At 46.2% G+C, this 26437-nt stretch carries 22 protein-coding genes; 12 read left to right on the top strand and 10 right to left on the bottom strand.

The window, feature by feature from the left end; translation table 11 throughout:
* Both IKG78_RS00805 and IKG78_RS00800 read right to left on the bottom strand, forming a co-directional pair.
* A partial coding sequence (locus IKG78_RS00805) for an FISUMP domain-containing protein (RefSeq protein WP_290938147.1) occupies positions 1-588 on the bottom strand: 588 nt, incomplete at its 3' end.
* Positions 589-761: 173 nt separating this feature from the next.
* The gene (locus tag IKG78_RS00800; RefSeq protein WP_290938145.1) at positions 762-2174 is read right to left on the bottom strand and encodes a glycine--tRNA ligase; all 1413 of its coding nucleotides are present in this window, start codon (positions 2172-2174) and stop codon (positions 762-764) included.
* A gap of 319 nt (positions 2175-2493) precedes the next feature.
* On the opposite strand from IKG78_RS00800, the gene IKG78_RS00795 reads away from it, so the two are divergent.
* Positions 2494-2760, top strand: a complete 267-nt coding sequence (locus IKG78_RS00795) for a zinc ribbon domain-containing protein (protein WP_290938143.1) — start codon at positions 2494-2496, stop codon at positions 2758-2760.
* Positions 2761-2799: 39 nt separating this feature from the next.
* Here the strand turns inward: IKG78_RS00795 and IKG78_RS00790 are convergent, their stop codons facing one another.
* A complete protein-coding gene (locus tag IKG78_RS00790; protein ID WP_290938141.1) occupies positions 2800-6777 on the bottom strand; it encodes a hybrid sensor histidine kinase/response regulator in 3978 nt (1325 codons plus the stop codon).
* Positions 6774-7877 carry an HD domain-containing phosphohydrolase gene (locus tag IKG78_RS00785; protein ID WP_290938139.1) on the bottom strand — a complete coding sequence of 368 codons (1104 nt, stop codon included), beginning with the start codon at positions 7875-7877 and terminating at the stop codon, positions 6774-6776. The genes IKG78_RS00790 and IKG78_RS00785 overlap by 4 nt, the downstream gene beginning before the upstream one ends.
* A 156-nt stretch (positions 7878-8033) precedes the next feature.
* On the opposite strand from IKG78_RS00785, the gene IKG78_RS00780 reads away from it, so the two are divergent.
* Both IKG78_RS00780 and IKG78_RS00775 read left to right on the top strand, forming a co-directional pair.
* Complete coding sequence (locus IKG78_RS00780; protein WP_290938137.1) at positions 8034-9917, top strand: glycoside hydrolase family 43 protein; 1884 nt, start codon at positions 8034-8036, stop codon at positions 9915-9917.
* A gap of 9 nt (positions 9918-9926) precedes the next feature.
* Entirely contained in the window at positions 9927-10829 is a 903-nt protein-coding gene (locus IKG78_RS00775; RefSeq protein ID WP_290938135.1) for a hypothetical protein, read from the top strand.
* Here the strand turns inward: IKG78_RS00775 and IKG78_RS00770 are convergent.
* From IKG78_RS00770 to IKG78_RS00750, 5 genes are all read right to left on the bottom strand, one after another.
* Positions 10731-11354: a hypothetical protein gene (locus IKG78_RS00770; protein WP_290938133.1), complete on the bottom strand. Its 624-nt coding sequence runs from the start codon at positions 11352-11354 to the stop codon at positions 10731-10733. The genes IKG78_RS00775 and IKG78_RS00770 overlap by 99 nt on opposite strands.
* A 90-nt stretch (positions 11355-11444) precedes the next feature.
* Positions 11445-12563: an ATP-binding protein gene (locus IKG78_RS00765; protein ID WP_290938131.1), complete on the bottom strand. Its 1119-nt coding sequence runs from the start codon at positions 12561-12563 to the stop codon at positions 11445-11447.
* 391 nt (positions 12564-12954) lie between these two features.
* Positions 12955-13704, bottom strand: a complete 750-nt coding sequence (locus IKG78_RS00760) for a nuclease-related domain-containing protein (RefSeq protein ID WP_290938129.1) — start codon at positions 13702-13704, stop codon at positions 12955-12957.
* Between the two features lie 2 nt (positions 13705-13706).
* Entirely contained in the window at positions 13707-15269 is a 1563-nt protein-coding gene (locus IKG78_RS00755; protein ID WP_290938127.1) for a hypothetical protein, read from the bottom strand.
* A gap of 29 nt (positions 15270-15298) precedes the next feature.
* A complete protein-coding gene (locus tag IKG78_RS00750) occupies positions 15299-15628 on the bottom strand; it encodes a hypothetical protein (protein WP_290938125.1) in 330 nt (109 codons plus the stop codon).
* A 60-nt stretch (positions 15629-15688) separates the two neighbouring features.
* On the opposite strand from IKG78_RS00750, the gene IKG78_RS00745 reads away from it, so the two are divergent.
* From IKG78_RS00745 to IKG78_RS00705, 9 genes are all read left to right on the top strand, one after another.
* Complete coding sequence (locus tag IKG78_RS00745; protein ID WP_290938123.1) at positions 15689-16690, top strand: hypothetical protein; 1002 nt, start codon at positions 15689-15691, stop codon at positions 16688-16690.
* Between the two features lie 36 nt (positions 16691-16726).
* Positions 16727-17767, top strand: coding sequence for a hypothetical protein (locus IKG78_RS00740; protein WP_290938121.1), 1041 nt, complete (start codon positions 16727-16729; stop codon positions 17765-17767).
* A gap of 26 nt (positions 17768-17793) precedes the next feature.
* Positions 17794-18702, top strand: a complete 909-nt coding sequence (locus IKG78_RS00735) for a hypothetical protein (protein WP_290938119.1) — start codon at positions 17794-17796, stop codon at positions 18700-18702.
* Entirely contained in the window at positions 18699-20441 is a 1743-nt protein-coding gene (locus tag IKG78_RS00730) for a tRNA lysidine(34) synthetase (RefSeq protein ID WP_290938117.1), read from the top strand. The genes IKG78_RS00735 and IKG78_RS00730 overlap by 4 nt, the downstream gene beginning before the upstream one ends.
* Positions 20434-22560 (top strand): ATP-dependent zinc metalloprotease FtsH, encoded by a 2127-nt coding sequence (gene ftsH / locus IKG78_RS00725; RefSeq protein ID WP_290938115.1) that lies wholly within the window; start codon positions 20434-20436, stop codon positions 22558-22560. The genes IKG78_RS00730 and ftsH overlap by 8 nt, the downstream gene beginning before the upstream one ends.
* A gap of 24 nt (positions 22561-22584) precedes the next feature.
* On the top strand, positions 22585-23499 hold the full coding sequence (folP, locus tag IKG78_RS00720) for a dihydropteroate synthase (protein ID WP_290938113.1): 915 nt from the start codon (positions 22585-22587) through the stop codon (positions 23497-23499).
* Entirely contained in the window at positions 23486-24334 is an 849-nt protein-coding gene (gene cdaA / locus IKG78_RS00715) for a diadenylate cyclase CdaA (protein WP_290938111.1), read from the top strand. The genes folP and cdaA overlap by 14 nt, the downstream gene beginning before the upstream one ends.
* 23 nt (positions 24335-24357) lie before the next feature.
* Positions 24358-25617, top strand: coding sequence for an SUMF1/EgtB/PvdO family nonheme iron enzyme (locus IKG78_RS00710; protein WP_290938109.1), 1260 nt, complete (start codon positions 24358-24360; stop codon positions 25615-25617).
* Between the two features lie 67 nt (positions 25618-25684).
* Entirely contained in the window at positions 25685-26062 is a 378-nt protein-coding gene (locus IKG78_RS00705) for a hypothetical protein (RefSeq protein ID WP_290938107.1), read from the top strand.
* A gap of 190 nt (positions 26063-26252) precedes the next feature.
* Here IKG78_RS00705 and IKG78_RS00700 read toward each other — a convergent pair.
* Positions 26253-26437: hypothetical protein (locus tag IKG78_RS00700; protein ID WP_290938105.1), on the bottom strand; the 185-nt coding region annotated here is incomplete at its 5' end.

Here is a 26437-nt window from a genome sequence, read left to right as displayed (position 1 = left end):
CACATCCTTTTCTTCGGGCAAGCGGAAGCCCGATGGACACAGGTCGGAATAGTCATCACCTCCGTTGACGGCATCTCGCCAAGTGGAGAGAAGTCCGCACTTCGTCAGGCCAATGCTTTCACATTCCAAGTTCACCTTGCTGTATTCGGTCGCGTAGTCCAGGTTCTCCGCCATCCAGGTCACGCCTTCGAACTCAATAACCTTGTAAGTCTTGCCATCGCGAGAATCGGTTATGGTAGACTTGCTGACTTTGGAGAAATTCTGCCGAGTTTCCTTCGCTGCTGCAGAGGTTTCGCTGATATCAGGCAATTTATTCGCGGCCTTTACGTCATCCGTCGTCCCTAGGAAAATCCAGAAACCGTCGTTACAGACGTAGTCCTCATGGACATTCGAAATCTCGGTCACACGAACGCAAACGTTCTCCAAGTCGCCCTTGCATGCGGGCATATCGCTCTTGTAATGAACCTTATAGGTCGGAGTGACATTTGAGTAGCGTTCGCTCGGGGAGTAACCAACATCGGTAGTGCACGCCTGGAATGCCAGGAACGGCACAGAAAAAAGCAAAGATAAATATTTCTTCTTCATCATCGGTAAATATACCTTTTGCAAATTTATACGCAAGGGGACTCCATCCTTTTTTACGGTAAAAAAGCAAAAAGAACCCGTTTCCGGGCCCTTTTTAGTGTGTAGTGTGTGATGTGTGGTGTGTAATGAAAAATCAGTCACTTCACATTTCACACTTCACATCGCGGCGAAGCCGCTTAACAGCCGAGCTTGGCGGAGAGGTAAGCTTCGAGTTCGTCGATCTTGACCAGTTCCTGCTTCATGGAATCGCGTTCGCGAACAGTCACGAAACCGAGCTTTGCCGGATCGGATTCACCCTCGCCCACCGTGTCGAAGTCGACAGTCACGCAGAACGGCGTGCCGAGTTCGTCCTGACGGCGGTAGCGCTTACCGATGGACTGCGTTTCGTCGTATTCGACGTTCCAGCGGTTGAGAAGCTTCTGGTAGAGTTCTTCGGCCTTGGCCTTCACCTGTCCCTTCTTCACGAGCGGGAGCACGGCGACCTTCACCGGTGCAATCTTCGGGTCGAAATGGAGAACGGTACGTTCGTCGTTTTCGAGCTTTTCGACTTCGTAAGCGTTGCAGAGAAGCACGAGGAGCAAACGTTCCACACCGAGAGACGGTTCGACAACGTACGGGATGTAGCGCTTGTTCTGGACCGGGTCGATGTATTCCTGCTTGACCTTGGATTCGTTCTGGTGCTGCGTCAAGTCGTAGTTCGTGCGGCTTGCAATACCCCAGAGTTCACCCCAACCGAACGGGAATTCGTATTCGACGTCGGTGGTACCGTTACTGTAGTGAGAAAGTTCTTCCTTGGCATGTTCGCGGAGGCGGAGCTTTTCCTTGTTCACGCCGAGGTCGTTCACGAGCCAGTCGAAGCAGTACTTGCGCCAGAAGTTGTACCAGTCAAGTTCGGTACCCGGTTCGCAGAAGAATTCGAGTTCCATCTGTTCGAATTCGCGGGTACGGAAGATGAAGTTACCCGGAGTGATTTCGTTACGGAAGCTCTTACCGATCTGGCCGACACCGAACGGGATGCGCGGGCGGACGTTGTCGACAATGTTCTTGAAGTCTACGAAGATACCCTGGGCCGTTTCCGGACGGAGGTACACCTTGTTGCCTTCGCCTTCGATCACGCCTATTTCGGTCTGGAACATCAGGTTGAATGCGCGGGGCTTGGTCCAATCGGTCTTGCCGCAGGTCGGGCATTCAATCTTGTTGTCCATCATCATCTGGTGGACTTCGTCAAAGTTCTTGCCGGCGCAGCAGCCTTCACCGAGCTTGTCTTCCAAAAGTTGGTCAGCACGGAAACGTTCGTGGCAAGCGAGGCAGTCAACCAGCGGGTCAGAGAAGTTGCCCACGTGGCCAGAGGCCTTCCAAACGCGGGGGTTCAAAAGAATAGAGCTATCGAGACCGAGCACATCCTGGCGGCTCGTAACAAACTTCTTCCACCAGAGGTTCTTGATGTTGCGCTTGAGTTCCACGCCATACGGACCGTAGTCCCAAGTATTGGCGAGGCCATCGTAAATTTCGGAGCCGGGGAAAATGAAGCCGCGGCGTTTGCAGAGGGAGATGATGTCCTTAAGGGCATCCTGAACTTTCTTTGCCATTTTTTTTCCTTTAGCGGCAGGCTCTTGTAGCGTGCCGGACTAGGAACCTACCTGGATGATAGGCCCTGACGGGGGACAAATTTAGAAACTTTTGCAAAGGGCGAGTGAAGCGGGTGTGCTTGCACACCCATTTCTGAGTCCAGCAAAAGACGCACAAAGAGCGTCAAAGGCAAACAAATCACCAAAGACTTCCAACTTTCTACCGCCAAAAATACTATCATTCTTTCGCTTGAGACGCAAGCCCCCATTACCCAATTCTTTAACACACGTCATCGACTTTGAATTAGAATAGCATAAAAAAAACGAGACCTCATAGCCCATGACCATCTGCCCTCATTGCGGCGCCGAGCTGAAAAAAGGCGCAAACTTCTGCCCCCACTGCGGGAGCGACAAAAACACCGGCTGGAAAGAAGGCGCTGAATACAGCGACCTCGAAACACCCGATTACGACGAAATTCTCGAAAACGAATTCGGCGATGACCCGAACAGCCCCTACGCCAAAAAGAAAAAAGGATTCGGCGGAATCGTCGGCACTGCCGCCGCCATTATCGTTGCATTAGCATTTATTGCCGCAATGATTTTTTAGAATCACAAAAAAATCTAATTCAAAAACGACAGACCAAGACTAACAGCCAATAGTCTTTTCCAAGTTCTTAACGCTTGCTTCAGCTTCCATAAAGTCGTAATCTTCGATTTGGTTATGCAGCTTTTGCAAAATTCTCTCTTGCTCCTGCGTAAACATGATCTTTTCCAAAGAATCGAGAATCCGCTTGCAAAGCGTCGAGGAACAAGATTCAATAGCAGGCTTGAGATCCGCAATGGCCTGTTTCAATTTGTCCACCGCTTCGGGGTCAATATGCTTGATAATCACAGACGCATTCGACTGTTCCGATGCAATATTCTGCATAACAATCTTCAAGTCATCAATAAGTTCCTCTAGAGCCTTTTCAAACGCAAGGAAATCGCTAAAGTTACGTTCCTTTTTAAGCAAAGAACTTTCGAGCATCTGTCCCAGCGTCTGCACGTGATACGAACCGATTGTTCCACAGAGGCCTTTTATCGTATGGATGTTGCGAGCCAGCTCTTCGCACTTGGAATTTTCAAAATCAGACTTCAATTTCTGGATTTTGCCATCGTAATCGCGAACAAAGCCCTGCAAAATCTTAAAGTACAAGTTCCTGTTATCATTTGCATGGTACAATCCAGCAGCGGCATCGAAGTGTCGAACCTTTTGGAACAAAGAAACAGTATCATCATCGGCATCAGTCGTTTCCGTCTCCGGCTCGTTCGACGTTTTTACAATGGCAGTCTCTTCTGCAACAGGCAAATACTTGGCGAGTTCGCTAAAGAGCAATTTTGGGTCTATCGGCTTTGCAATGTAAGAGTTCATCCCCACATTCAAGCAATCTTCCTTGTCTTTCTGGAACGCCCTTGCACTCATGGCGATAATCGGCACCTTCTTGAAATACACATCAGGACGCCTGCGAATTTCTACGGTCGCATCAAGGCCGTTCATGACAGGCATTTGGATATCCATCAAAACAAGATCGAACGCATTTTTCTTGAGCAAATCCAGCGCAATCTTACCATTATTTGCAACCATCGTCGTAAGACCTACGCTGTTCAAAAGCGATACCGCCAATTCCTGGTTCATTTCGTTGTCTTCGACCAAAAGAATCTTAGCTTCCTTGAAGAATACCTTGTTCTTTTCTGTCTTGACGGATTTTTGGTATGTAAGGGTTTCGCCAACCGCTTCCTGCATGGCACTCAGCAAAGAGCTTATCTGTAACGGTTTCGCCACGCAGCTATTGTAACCAATTTCTTCGGCCAAATGATAATTTCGTTCGTCAAAATGAATCGGATGCATCAAAATCTTCGGAATCTTTTTCATCTTGGAAGGTAGCCCCTGCACAAAATCAAAACCGTTCAGAATCGGCATTTGATAATCGACAACGAACAAGTCGTATGGCGTTTCGTGAGCCTCATCATGAGCCTGGATCAAATCCAAAGCTTCGTCAACAGACCCCGCTTCTTCGACCACGCAACGCAATTTCGTCAAATAATGCCGCAACACATCGCGAAGCTTTCCGCAATCATCGACGAGCAAAACATTCTTGTTTCTGAAGGTCGAAACCGATTTCCACTTCGGTACAGCAGACTGCGCAGCGACCGGTAGAGTCAACGTGAAATAAAATCTGGAGCCCTTTCCATATTCGCTTTCCACTTGAAGTTCGCCGCCCATAAGCTCCACGAGCGATTTCGAAATAACAAGCCCAAGTCCTGTTCCGCCGTATTTACGCGTAATGGAACCATCCGCTTGCGTAAACGCCGTAAACAATCCACTCAACTGTTCGCTCGTCATACCGATACCCGTATCGATGACACTGAACGAAAGTTTTACGTTATTTCCAATAACTTGTTCATGCTTAATTTGAAGCGTAATGCTTCCGCTTTCAGTAAACTTAGTCGCATTGTTGATGAGGTTAGTAAAAATTTGCGAAAGACGAAGCGGGTCCCCCATCAATACTTCAGGAATTTCGGGATCCATATCGACAATCAGTTCTATAGGCCTTTGCGCAATACGAACGACAGCCAATGTAGTGACTTCATTAATCACTTGTTGCAAAATAAGCTGCGTGATTTCCAATTCCTGCTTTTTGGCTTCAATCTTCGAGAAGTCCAAAATGCTGTTGATAATCCTCAATAGCGACGTGGCTGCATGGCTGATTCTTTCGACGAACCCTTGCTGGCGTTCGTCCAGTTGCGTTTCCTGGATCAAGTGCGCCATTCCAATAATCGCATTCATCGGAGTCCTGATTTCATGACTCATGTTGGCCAGGAATTCACTCTTGGCCTGCGTCGCCTGTTCTGCAATTTCGCGAGCGGCGACAACTTCAGAAATGTCAATCATCGAAAGCATGTAACCCACGACCGATTCCTGAACTTTTAACGTACAAGCTTCGCCGCTGAACCATGTTTCCTTATGCGTATTCAACGTCTGGAGCAAGAAGGTATCTTTCCATACGCCCTGTTCATCAAATGCTTTTTTCAAAGATTCCACAACGCTTTCGGGCATGCCGCATTTTGTCAAATTCGCAAGCGTTTGCCCAATCGCATCTTTCCAATCAACAACAAGGTAATCCGCCAATTGCTTGGACATGTACATGACTTTGCGGTTTTTGTCAAAGATTACGAGAATGGAATTGCCCGCCGAGAGCATGATGGTATCGAGAATCGTATCCTTCTGGATGCCGCTCGTTTCATCAGAAATGAGGAACAGATAACGTATCGAGCCATCGTCTTCGACAAGGAACTGGAAAATGACTTTCCACCAAGCGTCTTCTCCCGTACAACTCTTTACAGGGACAATAATCTGACGCTCGCTCGCATGCATTTTACCGCCCTTCGATACTTTATAGACAAACTTTTTAAACTGTTCCGAATGGAAGAATTTCCAAAGAATTTCACCACGAATTTCATCGCCGTTATTGAAAAATTCAGAAAAATAAGCACTCGCATGGAGAATATCGAACGTATCGTTTGTCAGTATAATCCTAAAATTATCACTCCCCAAAAGCGTCTCGAACATCGTACTGGAACTGACGCTTTCGTTCAAATCCTTCTGGATGAAGAACTTAAAAAGGAAATGGAATATCAACGTCGTTAAAACCATGAGGGCGAGCACGACAAACGCAATCACCAGAATAACGGCATGCAAGTTATCCTGGACCATGGCAACAATCTTGTTCTTTTGGACAACATGAACAAGATAGAACGGGGCGTTCGAAAGCGGGGTCACCATATAGATAAGCTTGCGATAATCCGAATCCGTTTTTTCAAAACGCGCAACAACACCAGGAACCAGCTTGTCTTGCAAAATATCGCCTTGCACAAGGCTCAAAAGATTGGCAACCGTATCCATGACAATCTTGTGAAGACTAGTCTCGTAAGGGAAATACGTAAACAAGCTATCGTTTTCGGAACCCACGAGCATCGTAATCCCGCCATCGCTTTTGGCGACCTCCCCCATGATCTGCCGCACCTTCTGCAAATCAATATCTTCAGCGACAGCTCCCATGAACTTTCCGTTCCTGTCCCATAGCGGGTAAGAATACGTCAAGACTCGTTTTTTTGCATTTTCGTTAATCGAAGGCCCAGTAATGGCAAAACCTTTAAGCCTAGACGCTTCGAGATACCAGGTTTGGGTCCTAAATTCTTTTTTTTCTTCGTCAAGCTTGAAATCTCGCCCCGAAATAAACCTGCCATGCGTATTGCCGTAATAAGAATCGACAATGTAAGTCGAGAACATCAAATGTTTTTTCAAAGATTTTTTGATGTCCGATTCTTTTGCAAACTGGAGCATTTGAGGCAATGTCTTGAACTGTTTTTCTGCTTTCGAAAAAAACAAATCGACATCCACAACAACTTTTTCTTGAAGTTTGACTTCAGACGCGCTATAAGACGCAGAAATCAACGTCGATTTTAAATAATTCGCAAAAACAACGACCAACACGATGGTGAAGACAAGCATCGGTATGGTATAGACAATCGAAATGCGCCAACGGAGGTGACGTCTTTTTTCATTTAGCGGACTGTGCGTCAAGCCGAATGTTCCTCGGAAGAGGTGTCTTTAAACTGTTCGTAAATTTCAGGAAGTTGTTCTGCAATGGCAAGGAACGCATCGACGACATCCGGATCGAACTGCGTCCCGCGGCCTCGGATGATTTCGCGAACGGCCACCTGATGCGGATACGGGTCCTTGTACGGTCGCTTGGAGACGAGCGCATCATACACATCGGCAACAGCCATGATGCGAGCCCCTATAGGGATTTCATCTTCTTTCTTGTGGTTCGGATAGCCTTCGCCATTCCAGTACTCGTGATGTCCTAGAGCCATGTCCGCCGCAATGCGGACCATCTCGTTATCATGCAGTTCCTTGGTCGCTTCGAGCAAGACATCGTAACCCATTTGCGGATGCTGCATCATGATTTCACGTTCTTCACGTGTGAGACTCCCCGGTTTGCGGAGAATCTTGTCATGGATGCCGACTTTACCGATATCATGGAGCGGGGCTGCCGTAGCAAGGTCCTCGACATATTCCGGTGTAATCATTTGGGCATACTTCGGAGTCTTACGGAGCTGATCCGCAATACGCTGGACAATAATCTGTGTACGCCGGATGTGCTCCCCCGTCTCGGGGTCGCGGTATTCCGCCAAAGCACCGAGGCTCGTCAGCATGACTTTCAACGTCCTACGCAGGTCGGCGGTGCGTTCATCGACCAGCTCATGGAAATGGTCACGCTGGTATTTCAGATTATCGCGCTGGAGCTTCAGTTCAAGCTGGTTCTTGATGCGCAGTTTGACCAGTTCTGGCGAAAAAGGCTTGGTGATGTAATCGACAGCACCGAGATCCAGCCCTGTCTGTTCGCTCACGCTATCGGCCTTTGCCGTGAGGAAAATCACCGGAATCCCTTGCAGGATATTTTTCTCACGCATGATCCTCAAGGTCTCGTAACCATCCATCTCCGGCATCATCACATCGAGCAAAATCAGGTCCGGCCTAATTTTTTCTGTAAGTTCTAAAGCTTTTTTACCATTGAGCGCAACACAAACATCATAATCGTTCGACAAAATGCCTTCCAACACCTCGATATTCGTCTTGGTGTCATCTACAACTAAAATTTTTAAACGGCTTCGTTCCATGTCTATAATATACGCTTTTAATTTGAAATATAGCAACTCGTTTTATTACAACTTAGAATATACGATATAGATAATTTTTTTCAAGACTTTAAAACCCCCTCTTGTGATTATTATCATGGTAAAAAGTATATTATAATTGAATTGAATGGAGTTCTTATGAAAAAAATAAAGGGTTGGAAAAAAACTTCTTGTGTCTCTGCGATACTTGTCGCAGGAGGTTTTTTCGTGTCGCCGCTCAACGCACAGGAAATCGTCGAAATAGCACCGTTTTGGGAAGCACTCGATAATCTGGAACCAGCAGGCATCAACGACCTTTATACAGACTTGAACCTCCCCGACACGATGAAGAAATTCGGGCCGTTCCCGGTCACTTGGGAAAGTTCCGACACACTATTCCTCGGGCACGATGGTCGAATCAACGGGCGCCTTGTAGGCGAAAACAAGGAAGTCACCCTTACAGCAACGCTCTATGACAACGAAAGAAGTACGCCGCGAGCCGAAAAAAGAGATTTCAAAGTTTCCATCCACGGGTTCGAGCCGTACTCCAATTATCTCTTTGCATATTTCCCTGCCAACAACAACGAAAATATTTACTATGCATTGAGCAACGACGGCTACAACTTTACGCCGATGAACGACGGCAAGCGTGTAGTGGCAGCCGACACCGTAAGCATCAAGAAGGGGCTGCGCGACCCGCACGTGCTGCGTGCGCCCGACGGCTGGTTCTACATGGTAAACACCGACATGAAAAGTGCCGAAGGCTGGGCCAGCAACCGAGGAATGGTGCTGATGAAGTCCCGCGACCTCATCCACTGGAAGCACAGCACGATTCACTTCCCGGACCGCTACAAAGGCAAGAACTTCGCGAACGTGACCCGCGTGTGGGCTCCCGAAACGTTCTGGGACGATAGCTACGTGAACAAGGACGGCAGCAAAGGCAGGCCGCTCGTCTATTACTCGCTTTTGACTAACGACGGGACCATTCCTTACGACCAGGTGTTTTTCAATTACGCGAACGAGGACTTCACCGACCTCGAAGGCGACCCCATCCATTTCTTTGACCGCGGCAAATCGACCATCGACATGGACATCGTCTATAATCCCGTAGATAAGCTTTATCACGCATTTTACAAGAACGAAGGGGACGGCGGAATCTGCAAGGTGCAGGCACAGACATTGACCTCGGCAAACGGAACGAAAGGCCCGACTTGGTACAACCGGACCAGCGCTTTGCAGCAAACCACAGAAGCTGTTGAAGGTGCAGGCGTATTCAAGCTCATCAACCAGAATACGTGGGTGTTGATGTACGACTGCTACAACAACGGCCATTACCAGTTCACAAGCAGCACGGACCTCAAAACATTCAAGTTCGTGCAAAACACGGAAATGAAAGGTGCGTTCACGCCTCGCCACGGCACGGTGCTCCCGATTACCGCTCAAGAAACGGCGGCACTCATGAAGGCGTTCCCGACAAAGGATTTCGAACCGCGAGTCATCGACATTCCCGATTCCATCGGAGTCTGCGACGGCAAAAAAGTGGTCGCCCCCTGCAGCGGCACAAAAATTGTTCCTTACGTAAAAGTCGGCGACGGCGAATGGAACGAATCCACAGACTTGAAAGTGGCAAAAGGCTCTAGCGTGACTTTCGGACCTCACCCTTGGGACGGAAAAATATGGAGCTGGGAAGGTCCGGACAAATTCAAATCGACTACCCGAGAAAACACGCTCAAAAACTTGGACGGAAGCAAGAGCGGCTACTACACCGTGACTTACACGAACGAAACCGGCTGCAAAAGCCAAGCCAAAATCAAGATGGTCGTCGATGACCCGGACAAGCCATTTATCGAGGATACGACGAGAACGGGTTTTAGTGCACAAATCAGCAATAAATTAGAAATTTCCAGCAAAATAATGCGAACAATCTATTTCAGTGCAAACGGTCAAATGCTCCAAACAAAACCACAATGGCATGGTTTGTACATCCGCAAAGATATTTTTGCCAATGGTCAATCCAAAATTACTAAGTTTATCGTAAAATAGGGAAACATTATGATTCTCAAGAATTTTTTAAAAAACTTAGCGAAGAAATCCGATAGCAAGGACATCCACATCAGTTCAGGACGCACCTCGCACAAACCGACGGCACCGGTATTCTGGCTATGTATGCTCTTCGGATCGTTAGGCGCACACTGTTTCTGGACAGGGCGACGCACAAGAGGAGGTCAATACCTCCTTTGGGGCGGAGTCACATTCGCGCTCATCTATTTCATCTACACGGCAAATCACGCCATCCTCCCATCATGGATAGCCGTCCTCGGCATCGTAGCCGCATGCCTCGTGCAGCTACTCGTCATCAGGGATCTGTGGAAAATCACCCGTGGCAAGTACAAGAGAAAAAAGAGCGGCAGACATTACAAGTCCTCTCCATGGATGTACCCCTTCGCCGTCATCATGACATGCCTGACAGTATATGCATTTTTCACAGTCTCGATTTTCATCAAGGAAAATGTCTCCGACAAAGGCCGTCCCACCGCAATCAGAATGGAACATACTGTTGACGCTTACATGAACGCCCAACAAAGCTATTTCAAGAAAAGTGGAAAAATCGGAGATTTTAGCGAAATCGGATTCCGCCCTGTTGAGAAAAAAATACGCGAATTCAAATACGAAAACGAAGGCAAAGCTCTTAAAATCACCTATCTCATGAGCTTAAACTGCCCGTACAAAACAACATGGATTGTTGAGCCCTCCGTACTCGACAGCACGCTCCAGTGGAAAGTAACTCTGCCCAAAAACGCAAAATGCAATGCGATGGCGCGGCAAATGGTCTCCCTCGAAAAGAAGACGAAGGCCCTAGCGGATAGCGCAGCCGCACGCGCGGCTCAACTTGATAAAAGCGTTGACGGGGTCGGCGTAGTTCCAGATACCACCCAGCAAGGAAAAACCAAGTAACGGGAATTTCGATATTTCAGATAAATTTTCGTGATCAATACCTCCGAAGGCGATAACCCTCGGAGTTTTTTTATTTTCGTCTTCGAAAATGCGGGAAAGAAACTGCACACCGAGCGTATCTACGGGACCAAGAGCAGACTGCGGCTGGAATACAGGCCCCACAAGAGCAGCCGAAACCCAATCCGGCAAAGATTCCAATTGCTCATGCGTATTGCAGATAGCCACACAGTCCATGCGTTTCCAGCTTTCGGGAACATCGCCCATAAGACTTTCCGCTTCGCACACGCAACCGCGCACGTCCAGCTGTTCAGCCATGTCGGGCGTTCCACGCACCCAAATGCGGTCGCGCAAATCCATCGGAAGACTCAACAACCAGCGTTCGTAATCATGAAACGAAGCACGCTTTTCGTCACCTCGCCCACGCTTATCGAGAATCAAACGAGTAAGTCCACGGCGGAACATTTCTTCGATTTCGTCGTATTCACCAGCAAAATTATCAGGACAAGTAACAAGCCAAAGTCGCATGGGATGTGGTCTAGGGTTAGTGTTAGAATGATTGCAGTAAATATAGTAAACAGCTCTAATCGTCAAAAAAGATTGACTATCAGTAAAATCTCATAGCGTTTTTAAATAAAGAGCCATAAAGCGGTCATAGACCGAATAACCGTTTGCGTTCTTTGTCACAAATTCATGCGACATCAGCATTTCCAAAGCCCGGCTGATGCTACTCGCATTTTTCAAGCGATACTTATGGATAAACGCAGACGAATTAATCGCACCGACAACACCCTCTTTTGCGACAGCTATAAGCAATTGACTTTGATTGTTCGTCATGGAATCCAGCAGACGCTGATAAATTTCTTTCTCGGAATCGACAATCTGTGCAATGCTCTGCTCGACATGCGAAATTTCGATTGACTTCGGTGCCAATTCATAAAGAGCATTCAGCACACGCTGCATATACCAAGTATGGCCTTCAAGTTTTTCGTACAAGCTATCAAAAACTTCTTGCGAACAATTGCAACCAGCTTGTTTCAGCCACTTCTGTGCAAAATCAAAATAGGATTCCTTCGGAATCGCCGTCAAATTGAAAATTTCAGTACTCCGATAAAACGGATGCGATGCCGAACCAAAAATTTCAGTCATCAAATGCTGTTTGCTGCCTGAAAAAATAAAATGGACATTCGGGCAGAACTGGATGTAAGAACGGAGCAAAGCCTCTACACCATCATCTTTGTATTCCGCAATCTGCTGAAATTCGTCTATAGCAATGTAACATTCGCGTTTGGACTCTTTCAAATACGAGAAAATTTCTGCAAGAGTATTCTTTGTTTCTTGCGGTGCGAATTCTATAGAAGGCTGCGGAGTTCCCAAGACAGGATCTGCCGACAGGACCACCCTAAAACTTTTAAACAAGGTAAAAGCCGTTTTGGCAGTCTTTTTGCCAAAAGAATCCATCTTACCGACAATAGCTTTGCCAAGAGCCTGAACAAAATGCTCAAGCGATTTCGTCGGAAAAATATCAATATAAAAGCAAGCCGAATCCTTTTCTTTCTTTTGGATTGTATCAAAAACATGGGATATCAGTCCCGTCTTGCCCATACGTCTAGGCGAAAGCAAGGTAATGTTTCTGCCATTGCGAAGCGCCGAAATAATGCGTTTCGTTTCTGACTCGCGGTCACAGAAATACTCAGGACCGTCATAACCATACAAAAGGAAAGGATTCTTGCTCATGACCTAAATATAAACATTTTTCGCAAAATGCGTTACGCAAAATGCGAAATTATGCAACAGAATTTGAGAAAAACAGGCATTTTTCTCCAAAAAATATAGCATTTTTATAGTTAGTGGAGGAAAAAAGGCATTCTATTGCATTTTCCTCAATTTTAAATAATATTTCCAATAAAAAGCAAAAAAAGTAAGAAATACGACCAATATGAATACAACAAAAAACGATTCAATAAAAAACATTATAAAAAAATGCAATCTTTCCATAGCCACAATTAAAGCAATGGAAGAAGGTAACAAAATTTACGAGAAACTTTTGAAAAGGCCTTCAAAAGTTAAAACCTACACCGTCACCGAAGCTATTTGCAAAATGAAATCATGGTAGCCTTTATTTTCACTAATCCACAGAAACTTTAAGCCACTCCGTCACTTGATTTGCTATAGAGCGAACTTCGTCAATGGAAAGCGATTCCTTAGCATTCGAAAAAAACTTTGGAAAGCCGCTTTCATTTAAGATCCAATACCTTGAAAAATCTCTTGCAGGATTTTCAATATAAGCCCCAACAATGATTGCAACTTTTTGAACAGGATAATTCCGTCCACATAACGACTCAAGCTTTTCAGAAATAAAGTTTGCTTCGCCATCCATTTGATTTAAAAGAGTTTTGCAAACTCGCCCATTAAACAATAGTTTGCCATCCTGATATAAAAACTTGTATCCCTTTTTTCTATCGTAATGTTTCGTTTCTATGGTAAAAATGCCACGGGTACTGATAATCAGATGATCCACATTGAAGCAATCTCCACAAACATCATGGAACACCCGAATAGAATCACAACTCAACTTATTTAGCATTTCACCAACTAAACGCTCACCTTCCATGCCCTTGTAACAATTACGCATATGCCTTATCAATTTAAGAGACTTACGAATTCCATAAACAAGAACCCCAAAAGTGAATACAGAAAATGTTATAGCTAAACCCAACGTTATATTCCAAACACCAAAGTAAAAAAGCCATATATAAACGGTCAGAACAAAAAAAGCTAGGAAAAAGCCCCAAATGCAAAAATATTGTTCATAATCAGCATCTATTTTCCTTTGGAGCGATTCCCCTTGAACACGCGTTCGAAATTTTTTGCCCATATCTATTCCTTTTCCCAGCTGAGTACAGGATAGCCGTCATTCAGGCCGGAGTCATAGACAAATTCATCACCGAGGAGCTTGGCGAAATCTTTGGATTTCATTTCGTCTTCGGTTTTAGGTGTTGCGACTCCCCCACCGTTATTGAGGCCAAAGGGTTCTTGCTTACCGCGTTTGAGATAGTAGTAATCAGCCATGGTGGTATTGTAGTTGTAGCCTATCATCAAACCGACCAATGAATCGCCATCGACTTTGCCGGTGGAATATGCAGAGTTCGTAACGCCTTCTTCATTGTAACCTATAATTCCACCTACATTTTGAAAACCAGAAATACTGCCAGTATTATAAAGATTTTTAGAATTAGAACCTATTAAGTGTCCAACAATTCCTGATACATATTTATTCCCCTCAACCGTTGAAATGTTACCAATGTTTTCCAAAGAAACCCTATTTGCAAATCCAACAATACCACCAACACTAGTTTTTCCATTGATTTTTCCACCATTCTTCGCATTTATCAATGTTGCAAGAACTTTGCCAGACGATATAGTTGGACTTACATAACCAGCCGCACCCAAAATGCCACCAACATTTTCTTCTCCAAAGACATCAGCATAATTAACTGCATTTTTACAATCCATAAAATAATTGTTTATATACGTATAAGCACCTCGTCCTGCAATACCACCAACATTATTTTTTCCTTCAATCAAACCATAATTTTCAACATTTTCAAGAGTAGCCTGATAAGTCTGACCAGCAATGCCAGCAGTGAAATTCACACCTTTTACTATTCCATAGTTTTTTGCATTCAAAATGGATGCATTTTTAGGGTAAGGTCCATTTGAACGACCAGCAATTCCTCCGACACAATCTTGATTACCAGTTACAGAAGCATAATTCGACACATCGCTAATCGTTCCTCCATTCATTCCAACAACACCTCCAGAGTAACCTCCTCCATACACCCACGAATTCTCAACAGTCACATTCTGCACAGTTCCCTGACTATTCCCGAACAACCCGTTATGCGAACTCGTCGTGTTGATGAACATTCCGCTTATGGAATGACCGTCGCCATCGAAGTTTCCATCAAAAGCGACACTCGAATTGCCGATTGGCGTCCATTTGTGAAGTTTCGCGGAATCAGCGACAAAACCGCCTTTTTCATCGATGACTTTGCCCTTGTTCAAAAAAATGTCCGCCCCAAGCTTGAAATACTTGCCGCTAAAAGCCTTGTCGCTTGAGTTTACAACAAATGATAGATGGGCAAGCTGCTCCGCCGTCAAAATAATGTAAGGGCTGAGCTTTGTGCCAGAACCGCACGCAAAGTTTTTCGCAGTCGTTCCATCCCACGGCTCTCCCGATTCGCCGACGCAATCTTCATCCATGATTTCAGTTGATTGGCTGGACGAACTTTTCCCACCATTTTTGCTATTGGAGCTGAGCATCTTTTTCCCTGAACCATTCAAAGTAATAGTGTCATCATCGTCATCCGTTGCAGACACGGTCGAACAAGCCGCAAACATCGCTGCAACACCTAAAATACAAAACAAACTTAAATGCATAAAATCCTCTTTGACTCAAATATATATTATCACAACAAATATAAGTATGAAAAATCATGGATCCTATCGCCTTCGGCTCCAGGATGACAATTTCGAGGATGACGATGGTTGCGATGCACTCCGTTTGAGGATGGCTGGCTATATTTCTTTACAAAGCCCTCATAAAAAGGGAAATCCCCCGCTTCAGCGAGGGACTTCTTGTGTTTCAAATTTCTGGTGTACTTTGTCTTGTCGCGGACAACTCTTGTCCTTAGCGTGGCTCCGTTTTGGGAGCCGTCTATGCGGAGCGTGCGCAACACAGCACTCTCCTTTGCAGTTTCAGCGGACTTGCTGAACACTTTATCTTTATTTTTAGCCATGACAGCCTCCTTGAAATCTAAATTTAATATATTTTCCTTGAATAAAAAAGGGTATTGAATATGAAAAAGGCTTACGCAGTTTTATTTGGCACGTTCCTGCTTGTCGCATGCGGCGAAGACAATTCAACATCTGCAACAGGTTCACTCAACGCAAACGATTTCGGCGAGGGTTACACATATACCATCCCGATTAAATACGACGAAGCTATGGGACGAGTTTATCAGGGAACATACGCTTGCAATTACCACCCCGATACAAAAAAATTCGCATGGGAAGAATATCCTGAATCATTGGATCCGAGCTCTTATAAGATTGTTGGCGATTCGCTTTGGATGGGCCCCGCCGAAAAACAAATTTCAGACGATCCTGAAGAGCAACTATTTTTTGACACATACCATAATTACGAAACATTGTCGTTGAGCAATGATCACAATGGTATTTATGGAACGTGGAAAGTCACCGGTTGCAAAAGAATCCTTGGAGATACAGAAATCAAGTGTTCAAAATACATCGGTGGCATAAGTGGAATTGCAAGAACGATGAAAATTACAAAAGACTCCATTTATATCATTACGATCGTAGATTCAGACAACTTAGAACCAAACGATATCAACATCGGAAACGTTATACAACGTAGTTTTGGCTTTGATATTGCCGACGCAATCATCAAACAACTGATTATTGAAAATACGATAAAGAAGGGATCCAAAGAGTTTTTAAAGCAATCATTCTCTATTGGCAACCAACTTTTTGAAGTTGTTTCTACTCCTAAATTTGACGCAACAGGAATGAACTACATTACGACAATATCCAGCAACGGAAAGACATGCACAAACACGCAAAGATTGGGTTTCATCAACGAAAAATTGTGCAAAGAAGAACGTGCAGAATTTTTATTGAGCGCTCGCGATAAAAGTGACGATCAATTGTACTATAAAGAAGGACCTGTAGAAGGATTCAGCGTAGATAACAATGACGAATTTAACAAATGCGCAAAAGGACTCCCGACCGAAGAAACAAAGCAATTGTTGAACCAGTACACCGTTAATTCTAACAACTAATTATTTTGTAACTTTATTTACAATAAAGGATTTGTCATGAAAAAGATTTTAGCATTTATCGCCGCGACCATGTTAATGACCGCATGCAGCGAAGACAATTCCACAGATGCTTTTGGAAACAACGGATCACCAAGTATCGAAAGCCAGTCTGACAACTGGATCACAATTGAAAAAACGGACCATTTTTCATTCTTCGACGAAAAGCATCTGAGGTACTATTCCCTTGAAGAGGAATGCGATTACGATTCCGCCACAAATTCTTTCAAATGGGTTACGGAGAACTACACGAACTTTTTGGACAGGTACGAAGTGTCACCAACTTCGTTCCAATCCGAATATGGCGGAGACACTCTTAAATTTATGATAGATCATTCTTTCGGATTCAAAATGTCAAATGACACTCTATACGAATGCGATTACTTCGGAGACGAATGTGATAATATTTATGCAGCAGACGTTTATGTAGGCAAATCTAATTCCATTTTTTCAACATGGGAACTTGTTGGCAGTATTAGAAACGGAACATTCGTGACCAAACCATCCAATTACAAGACAACACTTATTCTGGAACCAACCCAGAGAACCATAAAATCAAGTTTCAAGGACATCTACAAGCTTTATGGTCCCGGCGATTACTGCTACCAAATTTACAAGATTTTTGATGACGAACCAAAAGAAGAATTATGTCGCAACTACTTCATTGAAAACCCGCAAGTCACTTCGGACACAGCATTTATAGCTAGTGGCTTATGGTTCTTGCAGAAAGATTCCAACACTGTAAATATTTCTGTAGATGGAAAGATTATCGAAATCAACACAACTCTTTCCATAGGAATGCAACCCACGCAATACACTAACGCCATAATAAAGGTATCCTACCAAGGAATAACCTGCACCAATTGGAACAAGAACCTTGACATCACGCAAGAGTATTGCGAAGCTACTGAGCACGACATGGATTTTCTCAAAAATGATTACAGCCACATCCACCGTACTTTTGTCAATCAACTTCTAAGCTACAGCGACAACGATGACGAATTCAACGATTGCATCAAGCAATTTAATTTAAAACAATAATGGTATAGTCAAAACAGGAGTTTGTTATGAAAAAAACATTATCATTTCTTTTTGCATCTCTGGTAATTATCGCTTGCAGCGATGGAAATCCGTCATCTTCTGATAATTCAATTCCATCAGGCAACCATACTCTAATCAATGCCAGTAAAATTGTCTATGACACGTTGAATGGACACCCTTACTTTTACACTTATGTTCCTCGCTGTTACTATGAAAATGGAAATTTTGTTTTAAAGAATGATACTTCATACGAGGCTTATTTCTACAACATTTCAAATGACACACTTTATCTGAACGAACTTGAATTTTACCGCATGAAACAAGGTCAAACAGAAATTCCTAATAGAGGAATGATTTATCTAGGAAATTTCACAACACTTCAAAATGAGTGGATTGATCCCGATTGTTATTTCAATAAAGATGATAATTATTTTGAATGCGACGATGACGGCTATGACAAGAAAAAGAAAATCACCGCCGATTCTCTTTACGAGATTTGGACTTTCCCTGACAACTACATTTATCTTTCGCAAGCCAACCCTCACGCAATCATAGAAAAGGTTCTCCATATATCGACAAAATACGAAGAAATCGATAGTACAGAATTGTATGATAAGTACGCCGAAATGGGTATATCCTTTGATACAACAGGAACAAGTTTCATGGATATCAAGATTAAAGACAAAATCGTTTCTATAGATTCTTTCACTTTTGAATTTATCGACGGCATGCTGGTCGGTTCTGAAACAGTTTCTCACGGAAAAAAGAAATGTTCTTTGTCATACAAATCAGTTCATCCAAAGCATCTTTATAAATACTGCTCCGAAGAATATAAATCCGATTTAGAAATAGACTATAACAAAAATTCTGTCAAAGCATACCAAAAAGGCAATCAAGAAGAATTTTACTCTTGCCTAGAAGGTCTATTGGATTGACGTTTGATTTAGTTGAACATATCCGACGCCATGGTTTTAAACGCCTGCTGCTTGCAGTTTCGGGCGGGTTGGATTCTATTTGCTTGGCTCATTATTTTATCGAGAAACGCGAAGCGCTCGGCATTGAATGGCTCGGCATTGCACATGTGCACCACGGATTGCGCGAAGGGACTGCAGACAGAGACGCAAAATTTGTGGAAGAATTTGCGAAGTCGCATGGGGTTCCGTTTTTCTTGAAACGTTTGGATGGAGAGGCGCTGAAAAATGCCGAAGGTTCGCTCGAAGAAAACGCAAGGGATGCAAGGTACAAAGCACTTGTTGAGATTGCTCTGGATCCTTCGACTCCGTTACACTCCGCTCAGGATGACACACTCCAGAATGACGAAAGCCGATCCCGGAACAGTGTCCGGGATGACAATAAAAAGGATGACTCATATCTCGTCTCTTCCTTCGACAAGCTCAGGACAGGCTACTCGTCTCTCGTCACACACACCCCATACCCCATGGTTCGGCAAAAGGTTGGTGAGCCTGTCGAACCACACCAACCGATTCTCCGCTTAGCGACCGACCCCATACACCAAACCCCTATCGCAATCGTTACCGCTCACCATGCAAACGATCAGGCAGAAACGATGCTCATGCGCATTAAACGCGGAACAACGCTCGCCGGGTTACGCGGGATTCAAGAGGTTCGCGTCCTAAGCAATAGCCGGGGCGTTGCGGGGCTGGCGTCTGAAGCCCCGCTAGAAGGGGTGATGAAAGACCGTGCAACGGGCTGCAATCAGGGGGAGTCCTCCCCCACCCAAGATGACAAGAATTCACGAGATCCTTCGACTACGAACCAACGGTTCTCCGCTCAGGATGACACACTCCAGAATGACGAAAGCCGATCCCGGAACAGTGTCCGGGATGACAATAAAAAGGATGACTCATCTCTCGTCTCTTCCTTCGACAAGCTCAGGACAGGCTACTCGTCTTTCGTCTATCTTTACCGTCCCTTCCTGCATGTGACTCGTGCGGAGCTTCTCGCCTATGCTCGCGAAAATAGTTTAAGCTGGTGCGAAGATGAGAGCAATGCGGATGTGAAATTTACACGTAACAAGATTCGTCATGAACTGTTGCCGAATCTGGAGCGCGAATGTCCGGGAGCGACAAAGCAACTCAGCCGCATCGCAGAACTTGCCGACAGAGCGTACGCCAAAGTGATGGAAAAATGTTCTAGATCCTTCGACTTCGCTCAGGATGACACAACATCGTTCCCATTCAACACCGCTCAGGATGACAAAAAAACTGATCCCGGAACGATGTCCGGGATGACATCTTTCATCTCGCACACACCTTCTCTCGTCTCTCGTCATTGGACACAAGCTTCGCTTTTGTCCCAACCATTCGGCTCGGCCATGCCCAACTTCGTTGGTCGCGTCGCTCGCCCCATATGGTTGTCGTCTCTCGTCTCACTAGACAAAAAAAAGCTCAATAAAATTCTGCGGGAGCATGCAAAAGCAGACCTTTCCGAGTTGTTCCGTTTATGGCTTTCGGAGCTGGGATTCCGCTTCCCCATCGGCTTTTTTTACGCCCCCAAGGAACCCGCCCACATCAAAATACCCATCCGTGCATCATATCGCAAGCGTTCCATCGTCAAAATACGCCATACAGTCTGGATTTGCGAATTCAAAGATACTGAATCCGCCTTAAAATTTGTATCTTGCGAAATGAAAGAAAAGGATTATAATGAATAAACCGAAGAAGCCCAACGCCCCATTTAAGAACAAGAATTTTATCATCGTTCTCATCATGCTCCTCATGCTTTTCGTCATGTTCCCCATGACAAGCAAAGATTCGAACAAGGATATTACACGGACCGAATTTTTGGAGATGATGGGTGATTCCACCAAGGCTATCACTGAACTTTCATTGCAAAAGACTCCCGATGGCGTGATTATCGAAGGCGCTTACGAGATGACCCCGGAAGAAATTGCCGAGGCAAAGCAAAAGCAGAGCGCACTTGCAAGATTTACGCGAGCCAACAGCGATATCAAGACCAAACATTTCAGAAGCCACATGCTCGACATTTCGAACGAGCAGATTTCAACTTGGGAAGCATACAAAGGCGTCAAAGTCAAAGTCATTCACGAATCGACAACTTGGATAGACACGCTTGTCGCTTTCTTGCCCGCCATTTTGCTGATTGGTTTCTTCTACATCATGATGAGCCGCCAAATGGGCGGTGGCGGAAAGAGTCCGTTCTCGTTCGGCAAGAGCCAAGTGCGGCAGCTGAACTCGCAGAAGAAGACGACGTTCAACGACGTTGCCGGTTGCGACGAGGCCAAGCAGGACTTGCAGGAACTCGTGGAATTTTTGAAAGACCCGAAGAAGTACGATGCTCTCGGCGGTCGCATTCCGAAAGGGGCTTTGCTCGTCGGGCCTCCGGGTACAGGCAAGACGCTCCTCGCCCGTGCGGTTGCTGGCGAAGCTGGCGTGCCGTTCTTTAGTATGTCGGGTTCGGACTTTGTGGAAATGTTCGTTGGCGTGGGCGCATCCCGCGTGCGTGATTTGTTTGAAACTGGCAAGAAAAACGCTCCGTGCATTTTGTTCATTGACGAAATCGATGCTGTGGGTCGCCAGCGTGGTGCAGGTCTCGGCGGCGGTCACGACGAACGCGAACAGACTTTGAACCAGTTGCTCGTCGAGATGGACGGATTTACCGCAAACGAAGGTGTCATCTTGATTGCAGCGACGAACCGCCCTGACGTGCTCGACAAGGCTCTCCTCCGTCCGGGTCGCTTTGACCGCCAGATTGTGGTGGGCCTCCCCGACCTCAAGGGCCGTGAAGAAATTCTGCGCGTGCATTTGAAAAAACGCAAAGTGCCTCTTGGCGACGATGTCGATGTGAAGGCCGTTGCAAAGGGAACTCCGGGACTTGCCGGTGCAGACCTCGAAAATTTGGTGAACGAAGCCGCCCTCCTCGCCGCAAGGTTCAACAACAAGAAAGTGACGATGCTCGATTTTGAAGAAGCCCGCGACAAGCTCAGCATGGGTGCCGAACGCCGTACGCTCCTCATGACCGACGAAGAAAAGCGCCACACCGCTTACCACGAAGCAGGCCACGCCTTGATGACGCTCTTGTGCAAGCATTCCGACCCGCTCCACAAGATTACGATTATCCCTCGCGGTCGAGCCTTGGGCGTAACCATGAGTTTGCCTGAACGCGACCAGGTGAGCTACAGCCGCGAATACGCCGAAGAACGCATCATGATCATGATGTCTGGCCGCCTCGCCGAGCTCATCTTCTTCAACCACCAGAGCACAGGCGCTTCGAACGACATCCAACGCGCAACAGAGCTTGCCCGCAAGATGGTCACAGAATGGGGCTTCGACGAAGAAATCGGGCCGGTCTGCTACAGCCGCTCCGATGGCGAAGTGTTCCTCGGACGCGAGATTTCGAAGCCGAAGGAAATGTCCGAAATGATGGCCGAAAGAATCGACAACGCCATCAACAACTTAATCAAGCGAATGGACAAAGCCGCCAAGAAGTTGCTCGAAGAAAACAAGGACAAGCTCATCGACCTTGCAGAAGCGTTGTTTGAATTTGAAGTTTTGGACCGCGAAGAAATCGACAAGGTCATGGCGGGCGAAAAACTCACCGGCACAAAGAAGAGCCGCCAGTACCAAGCCATGGAAGAACTTGCAAAGAAACGCGAAGAAGAAAACACTCCGCCGCCCGACCCCGGAGTTCAGCCGCCGGTAGCGCCAATAGCCAACGTGCAGCCCGCCCCCGCAACAGGCAATGAAACAGCAACGAACTCCGTCGCTGGCGACGAAACCTCCAACTCCGTCAAAGAAACCAATCAACATTAATCTATTTACAGCCACGCCGTAACTATGCTTAGCTCTATTCTTGAATCCACTCGTGCTATCTCTTGGAAAATTGGAAACGACATCGTTCCAGCTTCGAGGATGCCGCTTGTCATGGGTATCGTGAATGTTACCCCGGACAGTTTCTTTGATGGAGGCAAGCATAACACGCCCGAAGCCGCATACGAGCATGCGATTTCGCTTGTCGAACAAGGTGCTGTTATTTTAGATATAGGTGGAGAAAGCAGCCGCCCAGGGAGCGCTCCCGTAAGCCTTCAAGAAGAACTCGACCGAGTGTGTCCCGTCGTGGAAGCTCTCGCGCAGACAGCGACGATTTCAGAAGACCTCGAAAACCCGGGATTCCGCAAGTTCTACATCTCGGTCGATACGGTCAAGGCAAAAGTCGCCGAAGAATGCATGAAACTCGGAGCGCACATCATCAACGACATCAGCGCTTGCATGATGGACCCGAAGATGATCGACACGGTCGCACAGACGAAAGCAAGTGTCGTGCTGAACCACATGCGCGGAAACTTCGGTACCATGCAGCAAGACTTCAAACCATACACAAACGTTGTTCAAGAAGTTCAAGAAGAGCTTTTGGCACAAGTGAAAAAGCTCCTCGATGCAGGTGTCGAAAAAGAACGCATTTGCATTGATCCGGGTATCGGTTTTGGAAAGACGGTTCAAGACAACATAGACTTGATGAAGTCCGTCGATGTCATGCTCAAGGACGGCTACCCCGTTTTGATTGGCACGTCGAGAAAGTCCTACATCGGCAAGATGCCAGGCCTTGAAACGAGCAACAGGCTTATCCCGACCGTGACGGCAGGCGTTATCGCAGCCCTTGGCGGCGCAAGCGTTCTCCGCGTGCACGATGTCCGCGAGGCAAAAGAATCATTATTGTATTTGGAGGCATTAAAGTCCCATGACACTGTTTAAGTTATTCAACATCATCGATGTTCGAATGGCCGACATTCTGGACGTACTCCTCATATCGGTTATTCTTTACTACATCTTCTTGCTGTTCCGCGGCACGCGTGCAGCCCAGATGATTTTCGGTTCGTTTTTGCTGATTCTCGCATGGCTTATCGCGCAATGGTGGGAGCTGCACACGCTTGTGTGGATGCTGAGTAACCTAGCCACCCTTGGAATCGTCGCCATCGTGATTCTGTTCCAGCCCGAAATTCGAAGCGCTCTTACGCGTATCGGTCAAAGCGTCAGCAAAGTCGATTTACGCAACATTCTCTTCCACGCCAGCGGCCTTGAAGAAGTTGCTCAAAAAATTTGCACTGCCGTTCAAGACCTGGCAAAGACAAAGACAGGAGCACTTATTGTATTAGAAAAACGCGTGGGGCTTAAAAACTACGCCGACTCCGGCGAATATCTTGACGCTCGAATCAGTTCCAGACTTTTGCGAGCGCTCTTCTTCCCGAATTCCGCATTGCACGACGGAGCCGTGATTCTCAACTGCAAATCGATTGTCGCCGCAGGTTGCATTTTGCCCATGCCGACAGGCAATGCCGAAGGCGATGCGGGTTATGGCATGCGTCACCGCGCCGCAAAAGCACTCGCAGCCGAAAGCGACGCCCTCATCATTATCGTCTCCGAAGAAACTGGAAAAATTTCTACCGCCTACAGAAACACTCTGAGACGCGGTCTCTCCCCCAAGGAACTCAAAGCAGAAATTTTCCGCCACTGGCACGAACTCTTCAACGAAGTCCTTGACGAGGAAGAAAACGAGAGCGACAGCGAAGCCGTAGAGACGAAACCGTAGAGATTTAGAGAATAGGATAGGATATGGAAAACAACACCAACAAAACAAACGAACCGCAAAAGAACAAAAAAAACGGAAAGCGTAACCTCATCATCTTGATTTTGATGTTCCTTTTGCTCGTGTGCCTGTTCATTGTGCAGTGCCAGCTCAACAAAGTTAAGCAACAGGCCATCGAAGACCAAAAACTTTCTGAACTCGCCATCCGCCAAAAGCAGGTTTTAGACAGTCTCCGCTTGGTTGAACAAGCGAAAAAAGACAGTTTGGACGCAATCGAAAAAGCGAGAATCGCGGACAGTTTACGCATTGCAGATAGTCTTCGCGTTGCAGACAGCTTGCGTACAGCCGACAGCCTCCGCATCGCAGATTCCCTTGCAAACTTAAAGCCCGTCAACAAGGACAGCCTCCGTGCCGCACGCGACAGCATCCGAGCTGCACGCAAGGCCCGCAAGGATAGCCTCGCCCGCGTCGCCGATTCGCTTGCAAAAAGCGAAAAAGCAAAACAAGATTCGCTGAACAAATTACGTCAGGCGGACAGCCTCCGCAATTCGGACAAAGTTCCTCCCACAGCAGAAATCACGCCGCCCGCCGGTCGCTACTACTCCCCCATCAAGCTCAAGGTCAAGTGCGACGAAATCAAGTGCAAGACGTTCATCTCTATCGGCGATACGCTTAACCCGCAAGACGCAAGCAAAGGAATCGACTACAATAAGACAGGTTCTGTATTCTTCTACGCCGCCGATTCCGTCGGAAACCGTACCGCCTGGGAAGAAGCAAAATACGACATGGCAAGCGACAACGTCTGCGGCAAGAACGCGTTCCCTGTTCCTGTTGGCGGTCGCACCGTTTGCGTCGATGCTTACGAATACCCGAACCAGCCCGATGCAGCCCCCAAGGACATGGTGAGCCAAGAAGAAGCTGCGAACATTTGCAAAAAAGAAGGCAAGCACCTCTGCTCCATCGAAGAATGGCAAGCCGCCTGCCGTGGCAAGGACGGATTCAAATATTCTTACGGCAACAGCTACAAGCAAAGCAAGTGCAACACCAACACGAAAGCCGCCAAGCGGAGCGGTCGCAAAACGCAATGCCGCAGCTGGTACGGCATGTACGACATGAACGGCAACCTCTGGGAATGGACATCCTCGACTAGCAAGCAGCACCCGGACAAGTTCCTGGTCGCAGGCGGAGCTTGGAACACAAACAACGAAAGCCGCTGCACCGAGAGCAAATTCAGCTTCTATCCACAGAACCAGTACCCGAGTGTCGGATTCAGGTGCTGTAAATAGCCAAGCGTTAAAACAACGTTACATAGATTTACTAGCCTTACTTCAAAAAAAAATCTATTTTTACACCATGAAAACAAAAATCTTTCTCTCCGCTCTAATTCTTTCTTCGTTAACATTCTTCGGTTGCAGCAGCGAAACGCCCAATTATGCAGGCTACTGGAAAGGCGAAGCCGATATGATTTTCGAAGTTTTCTCTGACAACAATATTGATTTCACTATCAGGAACGTGAATGGCGACTTGCACGCCAAACTCGACAAAGGCGTGCTCCGTGGCAAGAATTCCCTCGACATGGACATCCTGATGCGAGTGAAAGGCGATTCCGCCTACTATGAATTCGGCGAAGACGAATCCGGCAAAATCGTGACGGGTTACAAGAGAATTTCCAAGGACGAATACGACAAGATTTTCGCAAGCCAAACCCAAGCAAAAGCAAGCTACAACTAATTTAAAAGCTCTAGCTACAAAAGATTTATGCCGACTTTAGAGTCGGCATTTTTTCGTTTTTAAACCCATCTAATTTATTAAATTTATTTGTATTTTAACAATTTAATAAAACTGGAATTTGCATATAATTTATATAAAAATCCCCGCCACCTTTGAGGTAGCGAGGATTTAAAGTTCCTAAAGGGAACGATTAAGCCTTATTGAGGCGATCCTGGATCATGTCGATGATTTCGGAGAGTTCCTTCGGGAGGTGCTTGCCGAACTTCGGATAGTGATTTTCCTTAACGTCAGCGAGTTCCTTCTTCCAGCCTTCCACGTCAACCTTCGTGATTTCCGGGAGAGTTTCCTTATAGTAGTCAGCGAGACCATCAGTAT

Origin of the sequence: Fibrobacter sp. (assembly GCF_017545445.1) — a bacterium.
GTDB lineage: Bacteria > Fibrobacterota > Fibrobacteria > Fibrobacterales > Fibrobacteraceae > Fibrobacter.
This window is presented reverse-complemented; position numbering and strand designations above follow the sequence as displayed.